The sequence below is a fragment of the Rhizobium sp. PAMB 3174 genome, from assembly GCF_052908375.1.
Genome location: NZ_CM128608.1, coordinates 178,715 through 194,926, shown reverse-complemented (window position 1 = coordinate 194,926; position 16,212 = coordinate 178,715). Strand labels below are relative to the sequence as shown.

The window sequence follows — 16,212 nt, the reverse complement described above, 5'->3', positions numbered from 1 at the left end:
ATGGAACCTCTGATCCTGTTTATCCTCGTCCTGACGTTTCTGTTCCTCGGCGTCCCAGTCGCCATTTCTCTCGGCCTCTCCTCGATCCTCATCACCGCCTTCTTCTCGCGGGATTCGATGTCGTCGGTCACCGTGCAGATGATGGACGCCTCGCAGAACTACACGCTTCTGGCGATCCCCTTCTTCGTCCTCGCCTCCGCCTTCATGTCGACAGGCGGGGTGGCGAAACGCATCATCCACTTCGCCATTGCCAGCGTCGGGCATTTGCGCGGCGGCCTGGCCATCGCCTCGGTTCTGGCCTGCATGCTGTTTGCCGCGCTGTCCGGTTCGTCGCCGGCAACCGTGGTCGCAATCGGCACCATCGCCATCGCCGGCATGCGCCAGGTCGGCTATTCGAAGGAGTTCGCCGCCGGCATCATCGCCAATGCCGGCACGCTCGGCATCCTCATCCCGCCGTCGATCGTCATGGTGGTCTATGCCGCCGCGACCAACGTCTCGGTCGGGCGCCTGTTCCTCGCCGGCGTCGTGCCGGGCATCGTCGCCGGCCTCATGCTGATGGGCGCGATCTACATCATCGCCCGCCGCAAGGGATTGCCGGCAGGGGAATGGCGCGGCTTCGGCGAAATCCTGCAGGGCGGCAAGGAAGCCGGCTTCGGCCTGTTCCTGATCGTCATCATCATCGGCGGCATCTATGGCGGTGTCTTCACGCCGACCGAAGCCGCCGCCGTCGCAGCCGTCTATTCCTTCCTCGTCGCCATCTTCATCTATCGCGACATGGGGCCGATGAAGGACATCGTCTGGATCCGGGAAACCGACAGCCGCAAGGCGGTGCTCGGCTTCAAGGCTCTGGTCTACGCCGTCTCCTTCCTGTTCGTCTTCATGGTGCTGTCCTACTTCGCAACGGCCGACTGGCCGAACATCACTGCGATGGACCGCCTTTGGGTCGGCGGGATCATCTCGCTCGTAATCCTGGTCGCCTACACCATCTGGCGCGACCCGGGCAGCAATCCGGCGCATATCCCGAGCTACCTCGCCGCCAGCCTGCCGATCTGGAGCCGCAACCTCGGCGCCATGGCCAGGCAGGCCGTTCCGGCGATCTTCCACCAGGAAACCCGCAAGGTGCTGATCGACGCATCGCGCACGACCGTGATGCTGATGTTCATCATCGTCAACGCGCTGCTGTTCGCCCATGTGCTGACGGCAGAACGCATTCCGGATACGCTGACACAGCTGATGCTGTCCTACGGCTTCAACTGGTTCACCTTCCTGATCGCGATCAACCTGCTGCTGCTGCTTGGCGGCCAGTTCATGGAACCCTCCGGCCTGCTCCTGATCGTGGCACCGGTGGTCTTCCCGATCGCCATGCAGCTCGGCGTCGATCCGATCCATCTCGGCATCATCATGGTGGTGAACATGGAAATCGGCATGATCACGCCGCCGATTGGGCTCAACCTGTTCGTCACGTCCGGCATCACCGGCATGAGCCTCGTCCAGGTTGTCAAGGCGGCCATGCCCTTCGTCGGCGTGCTGCTGCTCTTCCTGGTTCTGGTCACCTATGTCCCGGCGCTTTCCACCTGGCTTCCCTACAGTCTGATGGGGCCTGAGATCGTCAACCAGTAGCCGTCAGCAGTGACAAAAACGGGCGGCGGAGCCATCCGCCGCCCGTTTTCCATTTGGACAATTTATTCTTGATTCCAGCCATTCGGGGGTGCATTGTCCGCATGTGCGCGCGGGAAACAGGCTTTCCCATGGGGAAATCCGGTGAAACGGGCAGTTGCGCAGGGGGAACGACTTGATCAAGGGCGATGAAATCCTGCCTGTGCACGCACGGGATCAACACGGGCGATTTTCCGCCCGGATACACAAGAACACTTCTGGACATCAAAAAGGGTGAACCTATGAAACGGATGTTTGCGGTCCTCGCAGCAACGACAATGCTGGCATTGCCGGCCAAGGCCGAAGATATCAAGCTCGGCGTCCTGATGGGCTTTACCGGCCCGCTGGAATCGCTTGCCCCGGACATTGCCGCCGGCGCGGAACTCGCCATGAAAGAAGTCTCCGACAGCGGCGCGCTGCTGAACGGCTCGAAGGTAACTCCGGTCCGCGGCGATTCCACCTGCGTCGACGCTGGTGCGGCAACGGCTGCAGCCGAGCGGCTCGTCACCTCCGACAAGGTCAACGCCATCGTCGGCGCCATGTGCTCCGGCGCCACGACCGCCGTTCTCCAGAACGTCGCGCTCGCCAACGGCGTCGTGATGATCTCGCCGTCTGCGACCTCGCCGGCTCTGTCTTCCGTCGAGGACAACGGCCTCTTCTTCCGCACCGCGCCGTCCGACGCCCGCCAGGGCGAAATCCTCGCCGACATTCTCTCCGATCACGGCGTGAAGTCCGCGGCGCTGACCTACACCAACAACGACTACGGCAAGGGCCTTGCCGACGCCATCAAATCCAGCTTCGAAGCCAAGGGCGGCAAGATCACCATCTCCGCGCCGCATGACGACGGCAAGGGCGACTATTCGGCCGAAGTCGGCGCGCTGGCTTCTGCCGGCGGCGACGTGCTGATTGTGGTCGGCTATCTCGACCAGGGCGGCAAGGGCATCATCCAGGGCGCACTCGACGCCGGTGCCTTCGAAACCTTCGTACTGCCCGACGGCATGATCGGCGACAGCCTTCCGGCCGCGATCGGCCCGGCTCTCGACGGTTCCTACGGCGAGCGTCCCGGCACGGATTCAAACGGCGCCGAGCTCTACGCCAAGGCGATCGAAGGTGCCGGCGGCAAGGTCGGCCCGTATGGCGCAGAAGCCTATGATGCCGCTGCCCTGATCATGCTCGCCATGCAGGCCGCCGGTTCGCCCGACAGCGCCAAGCTGAAGGAAAAGGTCATGGATGTCGCCAACGCACCGGGCGAGAAGATTCTTCCCGGCGAACTCGCCAAGGGCCTCAAAATCCTTGCTGACGGCGGGGACATCGACTATGTCGGCGCGTCCGACGTCGAGCTGATCGGCGGCGGCGAAAGCGCCGGCAAGTTCCGCGAGATCAAGATCGAAGGCGGAAAGATCGTTACCGTCGGCTATCGCTGATTTTCTGATTGAGGGGACCGCCCGGACCTTCCGGGCGGTTTCCGTTGAAGGACTTTTGTTTGCATGATCGTCGTTGAACAGATCGAAAAGCGTTTCGGCGGATTGCTCGCCGTCAACAAGGTCTCACTCACCATCAAGACGGGATCCATCACCGGCCTGATCGGCCCGAACGGTGCCGGCAAGACCACGCTGTTCAACGTGATCGCCGGACTGCACAAGCCGACTTCCGGACGCGTGCTTCTCGATGGTGAGGACATCACCGGCCTCGAGCCGCATGAACTCTTCGGCAAGGGACTGCTGAGAACCTTCCAGATCGCCCATGAATTTTCTTCGCTGAGCGTTCGCGAGAACCTGATGATGGTTCCGCCCGGACGGCCCGGCGAGAAGCTGATGAATGTCTGGTTCCGGCCCGGCGCCGTCAGGGCCGCCGACCGCGAAGTCCGCGAAAAGGCGGACGAGGTCATCGACTTCCTGAAGCTGAGCCACGTCGCCGACGAGCGCGCCGGCAATCTCTCCGGCGGCCAGAAGAAGCTTCTCGAGCTCGGCCGCACCATGATGGTCGATCCGAAGATCGTCTTCCTCGACGAGGTCGGCGCCGGCGTCAACCGCACGCTGCTCTACGAGATCGGCGACGCGATCCTCAGGCTCAACCGCGAACGCGGCTATACCTTCTGCATGATCGAACACGACATGGACTTCATCTCGCGTCTCTGCGATCCGGTGATCGTGATGGCCGAAGGCGCGGTATTGGCAACCGGTTCGCCGGACGAAATCAAATCCAACGAAGAAGTCATCGAGGCCTACCTTGGCACAGGCCTGAAGAACAAACCAAAAGAAAGAATATGAGCTTTTTGATCGGGGAAAGCATGACCGGCGGTTACGGCGGTGCAGACATCCTGCACAACTGTACCATCGGCGTGGAAAAGGGCGAAATCGCCGTCATCGTCGGGCCGAACGGCGCCGGCAAGTCGACCGCCATGAAGGCGGTCTTCGGCATGCTGAAGCTTCGGACCGGCAAGGTCATGTTCGACGGCGAGGACGTGACCAATCTCGCGCCGCAGGCGCGCGTCGCCAAGGGCATGAGCTTCGTGCCGCAGGTCCGCAACATCTTCACCTCCATGACGGTCGAGGAAAACCTGGAGATGGGCGGCTTCATTCGTGAAGACGAGATTTCCACCACGATGGAGCAGATCTACGACCTCTTCCCGATCCTGAAGGAAAAGCGTCGCCAGCTCGCTGGCGAACTCTCCGGCGGACAGCGCCAGCAGGTCGCCGTCGGCCGCGCGCTGATGACCAACCCGAAAGTCCTGATGCTCGACGAGCCGACGGCGGGCGTGTCACCCATTGTCATGGACGAACTCTTCGACCGCATCATCGAGATCGCCAAGACCGGCATCGCCATCCTGATGGTCGAGCAGAACGCCAAGCAGGCACTCGAAATCGCCGACAAGGGCTACGTCCTGGTCCAGGGCGAAAACCGCTTCACGGACACCGGGCCGGCGCTGATCGCCGACGACGAAGTCCGCAAGACATTCCTCGGGGGCTGATCATGGAAAACCTTCTGAACGCCCTCGTCGTCCTGACCAACTACATCATCGTACCGGCGACCGCCTATGGTTGCCAGCTGGCGCTCGGCGCGCTCGGCGCGACGCTGGTCTTTGCCATCCTGCGCTTCTCGAACTTCGCCCACGGCGAACTCATGTCCTTCGGCGCCATGCTCACCGTGCTCGTTACCTGGGCGCTGCAGTCGGCCGGCGTCAGCATCGCACCGCTGGCGACCGCCCTCCTCGCCTTGCCGATCGGCATCATCGGCGCCGCCGCGATGACGCTCGCGACAGACCGTCTGGTCTACCGTTATTATCGCCGCCAGCGCTCGCACAACGTCATCTTCATGATCGTCTCCATCGGCGTGATGTTCCTCATGGCCGGCCTGATCCGCTTCATTATTGGACCGGACGACCAGAATTTTGCCGACGGCGCACGCTTCCTCATCACCGCCGGCGAATTCAAGGCCTGGACCGGGCTGCAGGAAGGCCTGGCGATCCGTGCCTCTCAGGTCATTACTCTGGTGACCGCGATCATCTGCGTGATCCTGCTCTTCTGGTTCCTGGAACGCACCCGCACCGGCAAGTCGATGCGCGCCTTCTCCGACAACGAGGACCTGGCGCTGCTCTCCGGCATCAATCCGGAACGCGTCGTGACCTTCGCCTGGGTGATCGCCGCAGCACTCGCGACCATCGCCGGCACGCTGTACGGCCTCGACAAGAGCTACAAGCCCTTCGTCTTCCAGCAGTTACTGCTGCCGATCTTCGCCGCCGCCATCGTCGGCGGCTTTGGCAATCCGCTCGGCGCCATTGCCGGCGGCTTCATCGTCGCCTTTTCGGAAGTCGCCGTCACCTACTCCTACAAGAAGGTGCTGACCTATCTCGTTCCGGAAAGCTGGGCGCCCGACGGGCTCGTCCAACTGCTGTCGACGGAATACAAGTTCGCCGTTTCCTTCATCATTCTCGTGCTGGTGCTGCTGATTAAGCCATCCGGCATCTTCGGCGGGAGGTCGTCATGAGTTCCGCACTGCGCAACGTCGCGCTCTTCGCGCTCATGTTCCTGCTTCTGGCGGGTGATGCCTACCTGCACAGCTGGAATTCGGCGCTCTACATCCTCAACCTCTGCCTCATCTCGGCGATCATGTCGCTGGGCGTCAACATCCAGTGGGGCTATGCCGGCCTCATCAACTTCGGCGTCATGGGCTTTGCCGCGCTTGGAGGCGTCGCTGCGGTCTTCGTCGCCTCCAGCCCGGTCATGGAAGCCTGGACGGCCGGCGGCACCGGCATTCTGTTTGCCGGCGTCGCGCTGCTCGCGACCATTGCCGCGACGGTCTATGTCCGCAAGGCGATCGGCCGCGAGAACCGCCGCTTCCGCGCCTTCGCGACCGCAGTCGTGATTGCCATCGGCTATTTCGGCTCGCGTTATTTCTACGATCCCGCCGTCAGCGCCATCGAAGCCGTCAACCCGTCGGCCACGGGCTATCTCGGCGGTCTCGGCATGCCGATCCTGTTTTCCTGGATCGGCGGTGCGCTGCTGGCCGCCGGCGCGGCCTGGGTCATCGGCAAGGTGGCCCTCGGTCTGCGCGAGGACTATCTCGCGATCGCCACGCTCGGCATTTCCGAAATCCTCGTGACCATCATGCGCAACGAGGACTGGCTGACCCGCGGCGTGAAAAACGTTGTCGGTCTTCCCCGTCCGGTCCCCTATGAAGTGGATTTGCGCGGCGCGCAGTGGTTTATCGATCTCGCCGACAAGGTGAACATGCCGATCGCCGACTTCGCCTCGATCTTCGTCAAGCTCTGCTATGGCGGCCTGTTCCTTGCCGTGATCGCCGTCCTGCTCCTGCTTGCGGAAACCGCTCTCAAATCGCCGTGGGGCCGCACCATGCGCGCCGTACGCGACAACGAGGTTGCCGCCGAAGCCATGGGCAAGGACGTCAAGCGCATTCACCTGAAGGTCTTCATCCTCGGCTCCGCCGTCATCGGTCTTGCCGGCGCGATGCTGACGACGATGGACGGCCAGTTCACGCCCGGCTCATACCAGCCGCTGCGCTTCACTTTCCTCATCTGGGTGATGGTGATTGCCGGCGGGTCCGGTAACAACTGGGGCTCCGTCCTTGGCGGCTTCCTCATCCTGTTCTTCTGGATGGAAGCCGAACCCTTCGGCGTCTGGCTGCTGGAGCACCTGACCGCGAACCTCGGCCCGGACAGCTCCATCCGCCAGCATCTGACGGACAATGCCCAGCAGATGCGCCTGGTGATGATGGGCCTGCTTCTGCTGCTTGTCATGCGCTTCCGGCCGAACGGACTGATCCCCGAACGCCGATAGGCGAAGAGGTAGCCGGCTCCTGCCGGCTGCTTTCCTTGTTCAGATTGTCAGTCGGCTGCCCGAAGCCGGACATCGACGTCCGGCAGTTCGGCGGAGGCCGCGCGATCGAGGAACCACCGCACATTGTCGTGCACCTTCAACGCGGAAGCCGGGCAATCAGCGTCCGGCTCCGAAAACAGCGCGCGCGCCACGGCGTCCGCCTTGGCGGCGCCGGTTGCCAGAACGGCGATCTCGCGGGCATCGAGAATGGTGGCGATCCCCATGGTCAGCGCGCGCTCGGGCACGCTGCGGTCGGAGAAGAAACCGGCATTGGCCTCCAGCGTTTCCTCTTCGAGCACCACAAGCCGCGTCCTGGAGGAAAAGGCCGAACCGGGCTCGTTGAAACCGATATGCCCGTTGCGCCCGATGCCGAGAAGCTGCAGATCGACACCGCCCGCCTCCGCAATCAGCCGCTCGTAGCGCTCACCCTCATGCTCGGGATCATCCGTCATGCCATCCGGCAGGTGCGTCCTCGCCTTGTCGATATCGACATGGTCGAACAGCAGGTGATCCATGGTGGCCCTGTAGGATCCCGAATGGCGCGGCGAAAGCCCCTCATACTCGTCGAGATTGAAGCTCGTCACGCCGGCAAAGCTCACCCGGCCGGCCTTGTGCGCTTCGATCAGCGCCGCATAGACCGGCTCCATCGTCGCGCCGGTCGCGAGACCGAGCACGATGGACGGCTTTTCATTGATACGGGCGATGATCAGATCGGCCAACGCCTGCGCAGCATCCCTGCTGTTTTCGAAAACTGTGTACATGGGCCTCTGTGGCTCGGGGTCGTTTGAGTTCGCAGATTGACGGCGGAGGATCACGCCAACGCCGGCCGCTCCCGTCAAATAACCGTTCGAATACAATATTAGTTCGTCAAGATGACGAATATATGAGGCGGCAAAATCTTTCGCAATAGGCGGCGAAGCCGTTTGCAACAATTATCCGCGTGGCGGAGCGGGAAGATTGATGTCGGTCGGCAGGGAATGGGGCGAGAACAGCAGGTTGTGTGTCTGCTGCAGGGCGATCGCCATTGCCCCCATGAGGATCGCCCGCTCGCCGAGCCGGCTGGCCTCGATCAACGGCTTGCGCGCCGTGACCTTTTTCAGGCTCTCGCGGATCAGCGGAAGCAGGATTGGCTGGCGCCCGATCGGCCCGCCGACGACGATCTTTCCGGGATCGGCGAAGGCCGACACCGCGACGATGGTGAGTGCAGCGAGATCGGCGACCTGGCCGACGATCGAGACCGCGGCCTTCTGTCCGGCGCGCGCCTGCTCGAAGAGATTGGCGACGGTCGCGAAGGGAGAGCCACCCTCCCGCACATAGGCCTCCAGGATCGCCTTGGTGCCGAGCGCGCTTTCCAGCGTCCCACGCTTCAGGCTTTCGGGCGCGGTCGGATCCGCACCGAATGGCAGGAAGCCGATTTCGCCGGCAGCACCGCTGGACCCGCGCATCAGCTTGCCATTGACCAGCAGGCCGAGGCCGACACCGGCGCCAAGCGAGACGAAGGCAAACGTCCCGCCGCGATCGGCCTCGCCGAGCCAGGCCTCGCCGAGCGCGCCGGCATTGATGTCGTTCTCGACGGCAACGTCACAGCCGAGCCGCTCGGACAGCGCTCCGGCGATGTCGAAGCCACTCATGTCTTCGAGGTTTGGCGCAAGCGCCAGCCGGCCACTGTCCGGATCGATGACGCCCGGCATGGCAACGGCCGCAAACAACAGCTTCTCCGGCGCCAGCTCCGCCTTGCGGATCAGGCCTTGCAGCATGAGGTGCAGTTGTGACAACGGCTCTTCCGGCGGGCGGGGCGTCGCCTGCTCGGCGACCTCCACGAGGACCCGTCCCGAAAGGTCGGCCAGCACGGCACGAAGCGACGACACGCCGAAATCGATGCCGGCAACGTAGCCCGCATCCGGATCGATCTCATAGGTGACGGCCCGGCGCCCGACGTGACCGCCGGTCTTGCCGCGCACCCTCACCCAGCCGCCCTCTTCGAGCGCCCGGATAACCTCGGACATGGTCTGCTTGGACAACCCGGTGATCTTGGCGAGGTCGGCGCGCGAGGTCGGCCCCTGGTGCAACAGCACATCGATGACGGCGCGAACGGAAAACTGGCGGAGGACAGGTGGCTGGCTGTCACTGATCCTCATCGTCTGCCCGCTCCCTCAGCCACTTGAACACTCCGCGCGATTGTCCTGACTGAATCTTTTATGGAGGGAAATCCCGCGACGCAAGCCCGCCGCTCAGCCGATGGCGGCATCCACGGCCTCGCCGAGCCGCATGACGATGGCCTCGACATTCTCTTCCGTCACGATGAAGGGTGGCGCCAGCAGAACATGGTCGCCGAACACGCCGTCGATGGTACCGCCCATGGGGTAGACCATCAGCCCGCGCGCCATCGCTTCGCGCTTGATGCGGGCGTGCAATTTGAGCGCCGGATCGAAGGGCGCCTTGGTATCGCGATCGGCCACGAGCTCGATGGCCTGGAAAAGTCCGCGGCCGCGGATGTCGCCGACATGCGGGTTCTGCCCGAAGCGCTCCTGCAGCGAAGCCCGCAAACGCTCTCCCATATCGACGACGTTGCCCAGCAACCCGTCCCGCTGGATCACCTGCTGCACGGCGAGCGCCGCAGCCGCCGCCATCGGATGCCCCATATAGGTGTGACCATGCTGGAAGAAGCCGGAGCCATTGGCGAATGCGTCGAAGATTTTGCCGCTGAGCAGGACCGCGCCGATCGGCTGGTATCCGCCGCCGAGCCCCTTGGCGATGGTCATCAGGTCGGGTGAAACACCCTCCTGCTCGCAGGCATGCAGCGTTCCGGTCCGCCCCATGCCGCACATCACCTCGTCGAGAATCAGGAGCACGCCGTAACGGTCGCAGATCTCGCGGACACGCCGGAAATAGCCGGGCGCCGCCGGCACCGCGCCGGCCGTCGCGCCAACCACCGTCTCGGCGACGAAGGCGATCACAGAACCTTCGCCAAGCTCGAGGATCTTGTCCTCCAGTTCCTGCGCCGCGCGCAGGCCGTATGCCTCCTCGCTTTCTCCCTCGATCTGATGACGATAGGCATAACAAGGAGCAATATGATGCGTCTCGATCAGGAGCGGACTGAACTGTGCCCGGCGCCACGCATTGCCGCCAGCAGCGAGCGCGCCGAGTGTGTTGCCGTGATAGCTTTGTTGCCGTGCGATCACATGCCGGCGCTGCGGCTCGCCCGTCTCGACGAAATACTGCCGCGCCATCTTCAGCGCCGCCTCCACCGCCTCCGACCCGCCGCTGACGAGATAGACGCGATCGAGCCCCTTGGGCGCATGTGCGACGAGATGATCGGCAAGCGCCTCCGCCGGCTCGGAGGTAAAAAAGCCTGTATGTGCATAGGCGAGCCGGTCGAGCTGCTCATGCAGCGCGGCCACCACGTCCGGATGGCCGTGACCGAGACAGGACACCGCAGCACCCCCGGAGGCGTCGATATAGGCCTTTCCATCACGATCGAAGATTTCCACGCCCCTGCTGCCGGTGGCGACCGGCATGACGGCATTGGCGGCGCGATGCAGAAGATGGGTCACGGCAGATTTTCCCGGTTGCACGACAGGAGAATGTGTCTACGACTGTGCGGGCATCGACCGGATTTTGGCAAGATCGGAAATGACAGACAGCGAACGAAACCTGGCCACTATCGCCGTCGCACCGAATGGCGGGCGCAAGACGAAGGCGGATCATCCCGCCGTCCCGCTGACCGCCGCGGAGCTCGCACGGACGGCCGCCGAATGCCTTGAGGCCGGCGCGGCAATGATCCATGTGCATGTCCGCACGCCGGACGGCACACATCTGCTGGATGCCGGCGCCTATCTGCGGGCAACAGCGGCCATAAAGGCGGAAACCGGCGATCGCATGGTCGTCCAGATCACCTCCGAAGCGCTCGGCCAGTATGCGCCCGAGGCGCAGCGCGCCGTCGTGCGGGAGGTCAGGCCGCAATCCGCGTCGCTGGCGCTGCGCGAACTGGTGCCTGACGAGAGCGAGGAGAAGGCCTTCGCAGAGCTGCTGTCCTGGATGAAGGCAGAGCATGTCGTTCCGCAGATCATCCTCTACACGCCCGAGGAAGCCGCCCGGCTTTCGGACATGATGCGCCGCGGTCTCATCCCCGCCGAAGACATTCCGGTCCTCTACGTGCTCGGCCGCTATACGGAAAAGCAGATGTCCGAACCCGCGGATCTTCTGCCCTTCCTCGCACCCGGCCTGCCGTCCTTCGGTCACTGGAGCGTCTGCGCCTTCGGTCCGCGCGAAACGGGCTGCGTGACGACGGCGGCCCTTCTCGGCGGACACATGCGCGTCGGATTTGAAAACAACCTCTGGCTTCCGGGCGGCGGCGTTGCCGGATCGAACGCCGAGATCGTCGCGGCAACCGCAGCCGCAACGGCCGCGGCAGGGCTCAAGCTCGGCGACGCTTCTGCCTGGCGCCCCCTGGGCTGGTAGCAGGCAACAAAAAAGCGCCTACCGGCGCTTCTTCATACAAAATCTGTTTTGGCCTCCGCCGGCCACGCAAAATCGGGCAAACCCCTCCCGCGCCGGGCTGAATGCCCGGCCGATGGACGATCATTGCGCCTCAATGCTTGAGCGCGTCTTCCGCTTCGCGAAGCGCTTCCTCGTGATACCAGCTGCCGCCGAACGCCGCATCACATACGGCTGGCGACGGCTGCATCGCTGCCGTCTCTGTCACGGCTCCGAATTCCTTGTATCCGCCGGCCGGCTTGCGGCCGTTACGGGGAAATTCGATAATCTTCGCCGTCTCTCTATATGTACCTGTAGCCATCGTATCGCCTTTCTGATTGATCCAGCGCACTAGTTTTGGAGCCACACGCAAACAGATTGCACAATTTTTGTTCCAATTGCAAAAAAAATAATCACAAACTGCGATCTCTCTGAGCGAAAGTCAGCCAGGTATCGATCAGTCGCGGCAATCAGGAACATTTTTCGCACGGAATGACTATCCGCCAGCTTGCTGGATCAGGGCTGACGGAGATGAAACGCGCCAACCCTGCCATAAGATCCCGCTCATACACGCCAAAATGTCGCAGCAGCCTCGAATCACACCCGCAGGCGCGCCGGGGAATTCGAATTGGCACGCATTATGCTTCTATTTCTGTACCCACCGGCTGCGCCCGCGCGTCAGCTGGAGGCCCGTCACATTTCGGGGTTTGCTGAAACGCAACGAGAACCTAAAGAGAGATTCGCAATGACAAAGTATAAGCTCGAGTACATCTGGCTCGACGGGTACAAGCCGGTACCGAACCTTCGCGGCAAGACGCAGATCAAGGAATTCGACACGTTCCCCTCTCTCGGCGAACTGCCGCTCTGGGGCTTCGACGGCTCGTCGACGGAACAGGCCGAAGGCCGCAGCTCGGATTGCGTGCTGAAGCCGGTCGCCGTTTACCCCGACCCGGCCCGCACCAATGGTGTACTCGTGATGTGCGAAGTCATGATGCCTGATGGCGTCACCCCGCATCCGACCAACACCCGCGCTTCGATCCTCGACGATGAAGACGCATGGTTCGGTTTCGAACAGGAATACTTCTTCTACGAAAACGGTCGCCCGCTCGGCTTCCCGGAAGCCGGCTACCCGGCTCCGCAGGGTCCGTACTACACCGGCGTCGGCTATAAGAACGTTGGTTCGATCGCTCGCGAAATCGTTGAAGAGCACCTCGACCTGTGCCTCGCAGCCGGCATCAACCACGAAGGCATCAACGCCGAAGTGGCCAAGGGTCAGTGGGAATTCCAGGTTTTCGGCAAGGGCTCCAAGAAGGCCGCCGACCAGATCTGGATGGCTCGCTACCTCCTGCTCCGTCTGTGCGAAAAGTACGGCATCGACATCGAATGGCATTGCAAGCCGCTCGGTGACACCGACTGGAACGGCTCGGGCATGCACTGCAACTTCTCGACCAAGTACATGCGCGAAGTTGGCGGCAAGGAATACTTCGAAGCCCTCATGGCGCAGTTCGAAAAGAACCTTGAAGACCACATCGCCGTTTACGGTCCGGACAACCACATGCGCCTGACCGGCAAGCACGAAACGGCTCCGTGGAACAAGTTCTCCTACGGCGTTGCCGACCGTGGCGCCTCGATCCGCGTTCCGCACTCCTTCGTCAACAACGGCTACAAGGGCTACCTTGAAGACCGCCGTCCGAACTCCCAGGGCGACCCCTATGCGATCGCTTCCCAGGTTCTGAAGACGATCTCGGAAGTTCCGGTATCGGCATCTGCTGCCGCCTGATCGGCACAGACACCCGGCATAAAAGAACGGCGTCGGCAATTTTGCCGGCGCCGTTTTCGTTTGCAGGATTGCCGATCGTCTATTGCAGTCGCGACCAGCTGACCGACTTGCAGAGCAGCTTGCCGAGGACGCATCCCCGCGTCGTCATGCTGCTGGAGCCGGCATTGATGGTGATGTTGTAGGTCAGCCCCCGCTTAGGGTCCGATGCGCGGCCCTCGTAGCGGCCGTCGGCAACCGGCTCAACATCCATGACCAGGCGGTCGCCGACCGCCTCGCCGCTCGTCCCCGGCTTAATCCAGACATTGACCGCACAGAGATCGCCGCCACATTTCTCGATCTTCACACGCGCCTTGCCGTCGCCCCGGGCCCAAAGCCCGTTGATCGCTCCTTCTCCGGCCTCCACGGCCACGGCGGGAAATGCAAGCAGCAATGCTGCGGTCGATATCATGCGCATGAAGGCCTCCTTCATCTGACAGCTATCCGGTCATACGCAGAAAAACGTCTTTCGGATCATTTGCCGCGCCACGCGATGAAATCCGGCCAGCTTGTTCCTGCGTATTGGAAAGTGTCCGTTTTAGAGGAGTGCCACACCCATGACGTCCGCCCTGCTGTTTCTGATTGCGGTTGGCCTTTGCGCTGCCATGACGTTTGCCTGGGCCATCCAACGGCGAACCGGTAACAGCGGCTGGGTCGACACCATCTGGTCGGCATCCGTCGGCATCGCAACGCTCGCAGCTCTGGCTTTTGCGGCAACCGGGGATACCGGCCGCAAGTGGACGGCCGCCGTGCTCGTGCTTCTCTGGGCGGCACGGCTTGCCACGCACATCGGCGGACGCAGCGCCGGTGCGAGCGAAGACCCTCGCTACGAAGCCCTGATCAAGGAATGGGGCGACAAGGCATCATCCCGCCTCTTCCTGTTCCTGCAGGCGCAGGCCGCAGCCGCCTTCATCCTCGTTCTGTCGGCCCTTGCGGCAGCGACGGGCGACGCCGCGTTCCCCTCCATCACCGACGGCTTGGCGGCTGCCGTCGCCCTGGTGGCGCTCGCCGGCGAGGCGATCTCGGACCGGCAGCTTGCACAGTTCCGCAAGGACAATGCCGGCCGCAAGGCGATCTGTGATGTCGGACTTTGGCGCTGGTCGCGACATCCCAACTATTTCTTCGAATGGCTGTTCTGGTGCGCCTGGCCGGTCATGGCGCTCGGCAGTCATGCGGCCATCGGCCTGCCGCTGCTGCTTTCCCTTCTCGCTCCAATACTCATGTACTGGCTGCTCGTCCATGTCTCCGGCATCCCGCCGCTCGAAGCCCATATGCTCGCCTCGCGCGGCGAGCGCTTCCGCATCTATCAGTCGAAGGTCAACGCCTTCTTTCCCGGCCCCCGCCGCTCGTCAGCCTCCGAGGAGATCGCAAGATGACGATCATTGCCAATGCCATCAATGCCGTTGAACGCATCCCTGTCCCCGACTGGCTGACCGCGGCCGGCGTCGACTTCCTGGTCGGCCGCACCAAGCGCCGGCTGTCGCGCACCGAGGCGATCAGCGAGCAAGACTTCGCCGAGGAAATGAAGCGCTTTCCGATCGCCGTTCACACCGAAGAGGCAAACGAGCAGCACTACGAACTGCCCGCCGCCTTCTTCGCGGAAGCGCTCGGCGCGCGCAAGAAATACTCCTGCTGCCTCTATCCGACAGAGGAAACCACGCTCGATGAGGCAGAGATCGCCGCGCTCGACGAGACCATGGCGCATGCAGACCTCCATGACGGCCAGCACATTCTCGAACTCGGCTGCGGCTGGGGTTCGCTCTCGCTCTACATGGCTGAGCGGATGCCGAACGCCCGCATCACCTCTGTCTCGAACTCCGCGTCGCAGCGCGCCTTCATCGAGGACGAAGCACGACGGCTCGGCCTCTCGAACCTCACCGTAAAGACCGCCAACATGACCGAGTTCGAGGCGACCGACCGTTTCGACCGCATCGTCTCGGTCGAGATGTTCGAGCACATGTCCAACTGGCAGGCGCTGCTGGAGAAGACACGCGACTGGCTGAAGCCGGACGGCAAGCTCTTCATTCACGTCTTCACCCACAAGGATCGGTCCTACCGTTTCGACCACACCGACAAGGCCGACTGGATCGCGCAATACTTCTTCACCGGCGGCATCATGCCGGCCCACGACCTGATCAAGCGCTTTCCCGATCTCTATTCCGTTGAGAAGGAGTGGCGCTGGTCCGGGCGCAATTACGAGAAGACGGCGCTGCACTGGCTTGAAAATTATGACCGCAATGACGACGCCGTCCGTGCGATCCTCGAAGAGACATACGGCAAGGACGCCGATCTGTGGCACCGCCGCTGGCGCCTGTTCTTCCTGGCGACCGCCGGCCTGTTCGGCCACGATGGCGGCACCACCTGGGGCGTCTCCCACTACCTGCTGACGCCGGCATGAGCGGCGCACCGAAGGCCGGGCTGGACGGCCTCAGCGCCGCCAGCCGCTCGGTCGCGGTCGTCATCGCCCTCAACAAGCCGGTCTATCCGCTCTACGTCTGGTGGCTGGCGGAAGACGCCTTCAAGGCGTCGCTGGTCACCGCCGCGTCCCTGCCGCTCTACGCGGCCGTCATCTATCTTTATCGGAAGAATCCGTTCGTCGCGCGAATAGGAATGGTTCTGGCCGGTACGCTCGACACATTGGCGATCACCAAGTTCTTCGGCGAGGCGAGCGGTGCCTGGCTGTTCCTTGCCCCCTGCCTGCTGCTGGCATTCCTGTCCTTCTACGAGACCGAGAAGTGGACGGCCCGCGTCCTGATCGGCGCAGTCTTCGCTCTGTTCGCCGTGTTCTTCGGCCGCTACGGCGCACCGGTCTTTTCGCTGTCGGCCAGCGACATAGACACGCTCTACACGCTGAACGTCTTCGGCGCGTTTTCGCTGCTCGCCTTCATCGGCCTTCGCTTCCCCATGCGGCAAGCGAAGGCCTGACCG

The 16,212-nt window shown here is 63.0% G+C and carries 16 protein-coding genes; 11 read left to right on the top strand and 5 right to left on the bottom strand.

The window, feature by feature from the left end:
- The 6 genes from ACU5AY_RS00950 to ACU5AY_RS00925 all read left to right on the top strand — a co-directional run bounded on the left by ACU5AY_RS00950 (position 1) and on the right by ACU5AY_RS00925 (position 6,953).
- On the top strand, positions 1-1,620 hold the full coding sequence (locus ACU5AY_RS00950; RefSeq protein ID WP_446827638.1) for a TRAP transporter large permease: 1,620 nt from the start codon (positions 1-3) through the stop codon (positions 1,618-1,620).
- A gap of 278 nt (positions 1,621-1,898) precedes the next feature.
- Positions 1,899-3,080 (top strand): ABC transporter substrate-binding protein, encoded by a 1,182-nt coding sequence (locus ACU5AY_RS00945; RefSeq protein ID WP_446827637.1) that lies wholly within the window; start codon positions 1,899-1,901, stop codon positions 3,078-3,080.
- Between the two features lie 63 nt (positions 3,081-3,143).
- Entirely contained in the window at positions 3,144-3,926 is a 783-nt protein-coding gene (locus tag ACU5AY_RS00940) for an ABC transporter ATP-binding protein (protein ID WP_446822966.1), read from the top strand.
- The gene (locus tag ACU5AY_RS00935; RefSeq protein ID WP_446827636.1) at positions 3,923-4,627 is read left to right on the top strand and encodes an ABC transporter ATP-binding protein; all 705 of its coding nucleotides are present in this window, start codon (positions 3,923-3,925) and stop codon (positions 4,625-4,627) included. Before ACU5AY_RS00940 ends, ACU5AY_RS00935 begins: the two co-directional genes overlap by 4 nt.
- 2 nt (positions 4,628-4,629) lie before the next feature.
- Positions 4,630-5,643 (top strand): branched-chain amino acid ABC transporter permease, encoded by a 1,014-nt coding sequence (locus ACU5AY_RS00930; protein ID WP_446827635.1) that lies wholly within the window; start codon positions 4,630-4,632, stop codon positions 5,641-5,643.
- On the top strand, positions 5,640-6,953 hold the full coding sequence (locus ACU5AY_RS00925) for a branched-chain amino acid ABC transporter permease (RefSeq protein WP_446827634.1): 1,314 nt from the start codon (positions 5,640-5,642) through the stop codon (positions 6,951-6,953). The genes ACU5AY_RS00930 and ACU5AY_RS00925 overlap by 4 nt, the downstream gene beginning before the upstream one ends.
- A 47-nt stretch (positions 6,954-7,000) precedes the next feature.
- Here ACU5AY_RS00925 and nagB read toward each other — a convergent pair whose 3' ends face one another.
- From nagB to ACU5AY_RS00910, 3 genes are all read right to left on the bottom strand, one after another.
- The gene (gene nagB / locus ACU5AY_RS00920; RefSeq protein WP_446827633.1) at positions 7,001-7,753 is read right to left on the bottom strand and encodes a glucosamine-6-phosphate deaminase; all 753 of its coding nucleotides are present in this window, start codon (positions 7,751-7,753) and stop codon (positions 7,001-7,003) included.
- A 171-nt stretch (positions 7,754-7,924) separates the two neighbouring features.
- Positions 7,925-9,130 carry an ROK family transcriptional regulator gene (locus ACU5AY_RS00915; RefSeq protein WP_446827632.1) on the bottom strand — a complete coding sequence of 402 codons (1,206 nt, stop codon included), beginning with the start codon at positions 9,128-9,130 and terminating at the stop codon, positions 7,925-7,927.
- Positions 9,131-9,223: 93 nt separating this feature from the next.
- Positions 9,224-10,546, bottom strand: coding sequence for an aspartate aminotransferase family protein (locus ACU5AY_RS00910; RefSeq protein ID WP_446827631.1), 1,323 nt, complete (start codon positions 10,544-10,546; stop codon positions 9,224-9,226).
- Between the two features lie 79 nt (positions 10,547-10,625).
- Between ACU5AY_RS00910 and ACU5AY_RS00905 the strand changes: the two genes are divergently transcribed.
- On the top strand, positions 10,626-11,453 hold the full coding sequence (locus tag ACU5AY_RS00905; protein ID WP_446827630.1) for a 3-keto-5-aminohexanoate cleavage protein: 828 nt from the start codon (positions 10,626-10,628) through the stop codon (positions 11,451-11,453).
- Positions 11,454-11,583: 130 nt separating this feature from the next.
- Here the strand turns inward: ACU5AY_RS00905 and ACU5AY_RS00900 are convergent, their stop codons facing one another.
- On the bottom strand, positions 11,584-11,790 hold the full coding sequence (locus tag ACU5AY_RS00900) for a DUF2735 domain-containing protein (RefSeq protein WP_446822959.1): 207 nt from the start codon (positions 11,788-11,790) through the stop codon (positions 11,584-11,586).
- Positions 11,791-12,213: 423 nt separating this feature from the next.
- Between ACU5AY_RS00900 and ACU5AY_RS00895 the strand changes: the two genes are divergently transcribed.
- Positions 12,214-13,248: a glutamine synthetase beta-grasp domain-containing protein gene (locus ACU5AY_RS00895; RefSeq protein ID WP_446827629.1), complete on the top strand. Its 1,035-nt coding sequence runs from the start codon at positions 12,214-12,216 to the stop codon at positions 13,246-13,248.
- A gap of 79 nt (positions 13,249-13,327) precedes the next feature.
- Here ACU5AY_RS00895 and ACU5AY_RS00890 read toward each other — a convergent pair whose 3' ends face one another.
- Positions 13,328-13,702 (bottom strand): DUF2147 domain-containing protein, encoded by a 375-nt coding sequence (locus ACU5AY_RS00890; protein ID WP_446827628.1) that lies wholly within the window; start codon positions 13,700-13,702, stop codon positions 13,328-13,330.
- A 139-nt stretch (positions 13,703-13,841) separates the two neighbouring features.
- On the opposite strand from ACU5AY_RS00890, the gene ACU5AY_RS00885 reads away from it, so the two are divergent.
- The 3 genes from ACU5AY_RS00885 to ACU5AY_RS00875 are packed head-to-tail and all read left to right on the top strand — an operon-like array spanning position 13,842 to position 16,209.
- Positions 13,842-14,660, top strand: coding sequence for a DUF1295 domain-containing protein (locus ACU5AY_RS00885; RefSeq protein ID WP_446827627.1), 819 nt, complete (start codon positions 13,842-13,844; stop codon positions 14,658-14,660).
- The gene (locus ACU5AY_RS00880) at positions 14,657-15,682 is read left to right on the top strand and encodes an SAM-dependent methyltransferase (protein ID WP_446827626.1); all 1,026 of its coding nucleotides are present in this window, start codon (positions 14,657-14,659) and stop codon (positions 15,680-15,682) included. Before ACU5AY_RS00885 ends, ACU5AY_RS00880 begins: the two co-directional genes overlap by 4 nt.
- Positions 15,679-16,209, top strand: a complete 531-nt coding sequence (locus ACU5AY_RS00875) for a hypothetical protein (protein ID WP_446827625.1) — start codon at positions 15,679-15,681, stop codon at positions 16,207-16,209. The genes ACU5AY_RS00880 and ACU5AY_RS00875 overlap by 4 nt, the downstream gene beginning before the upstream one ends.
- The last annotated feature ends 3 nt before the right edge of the window (positions 16,210-16,212 follow it).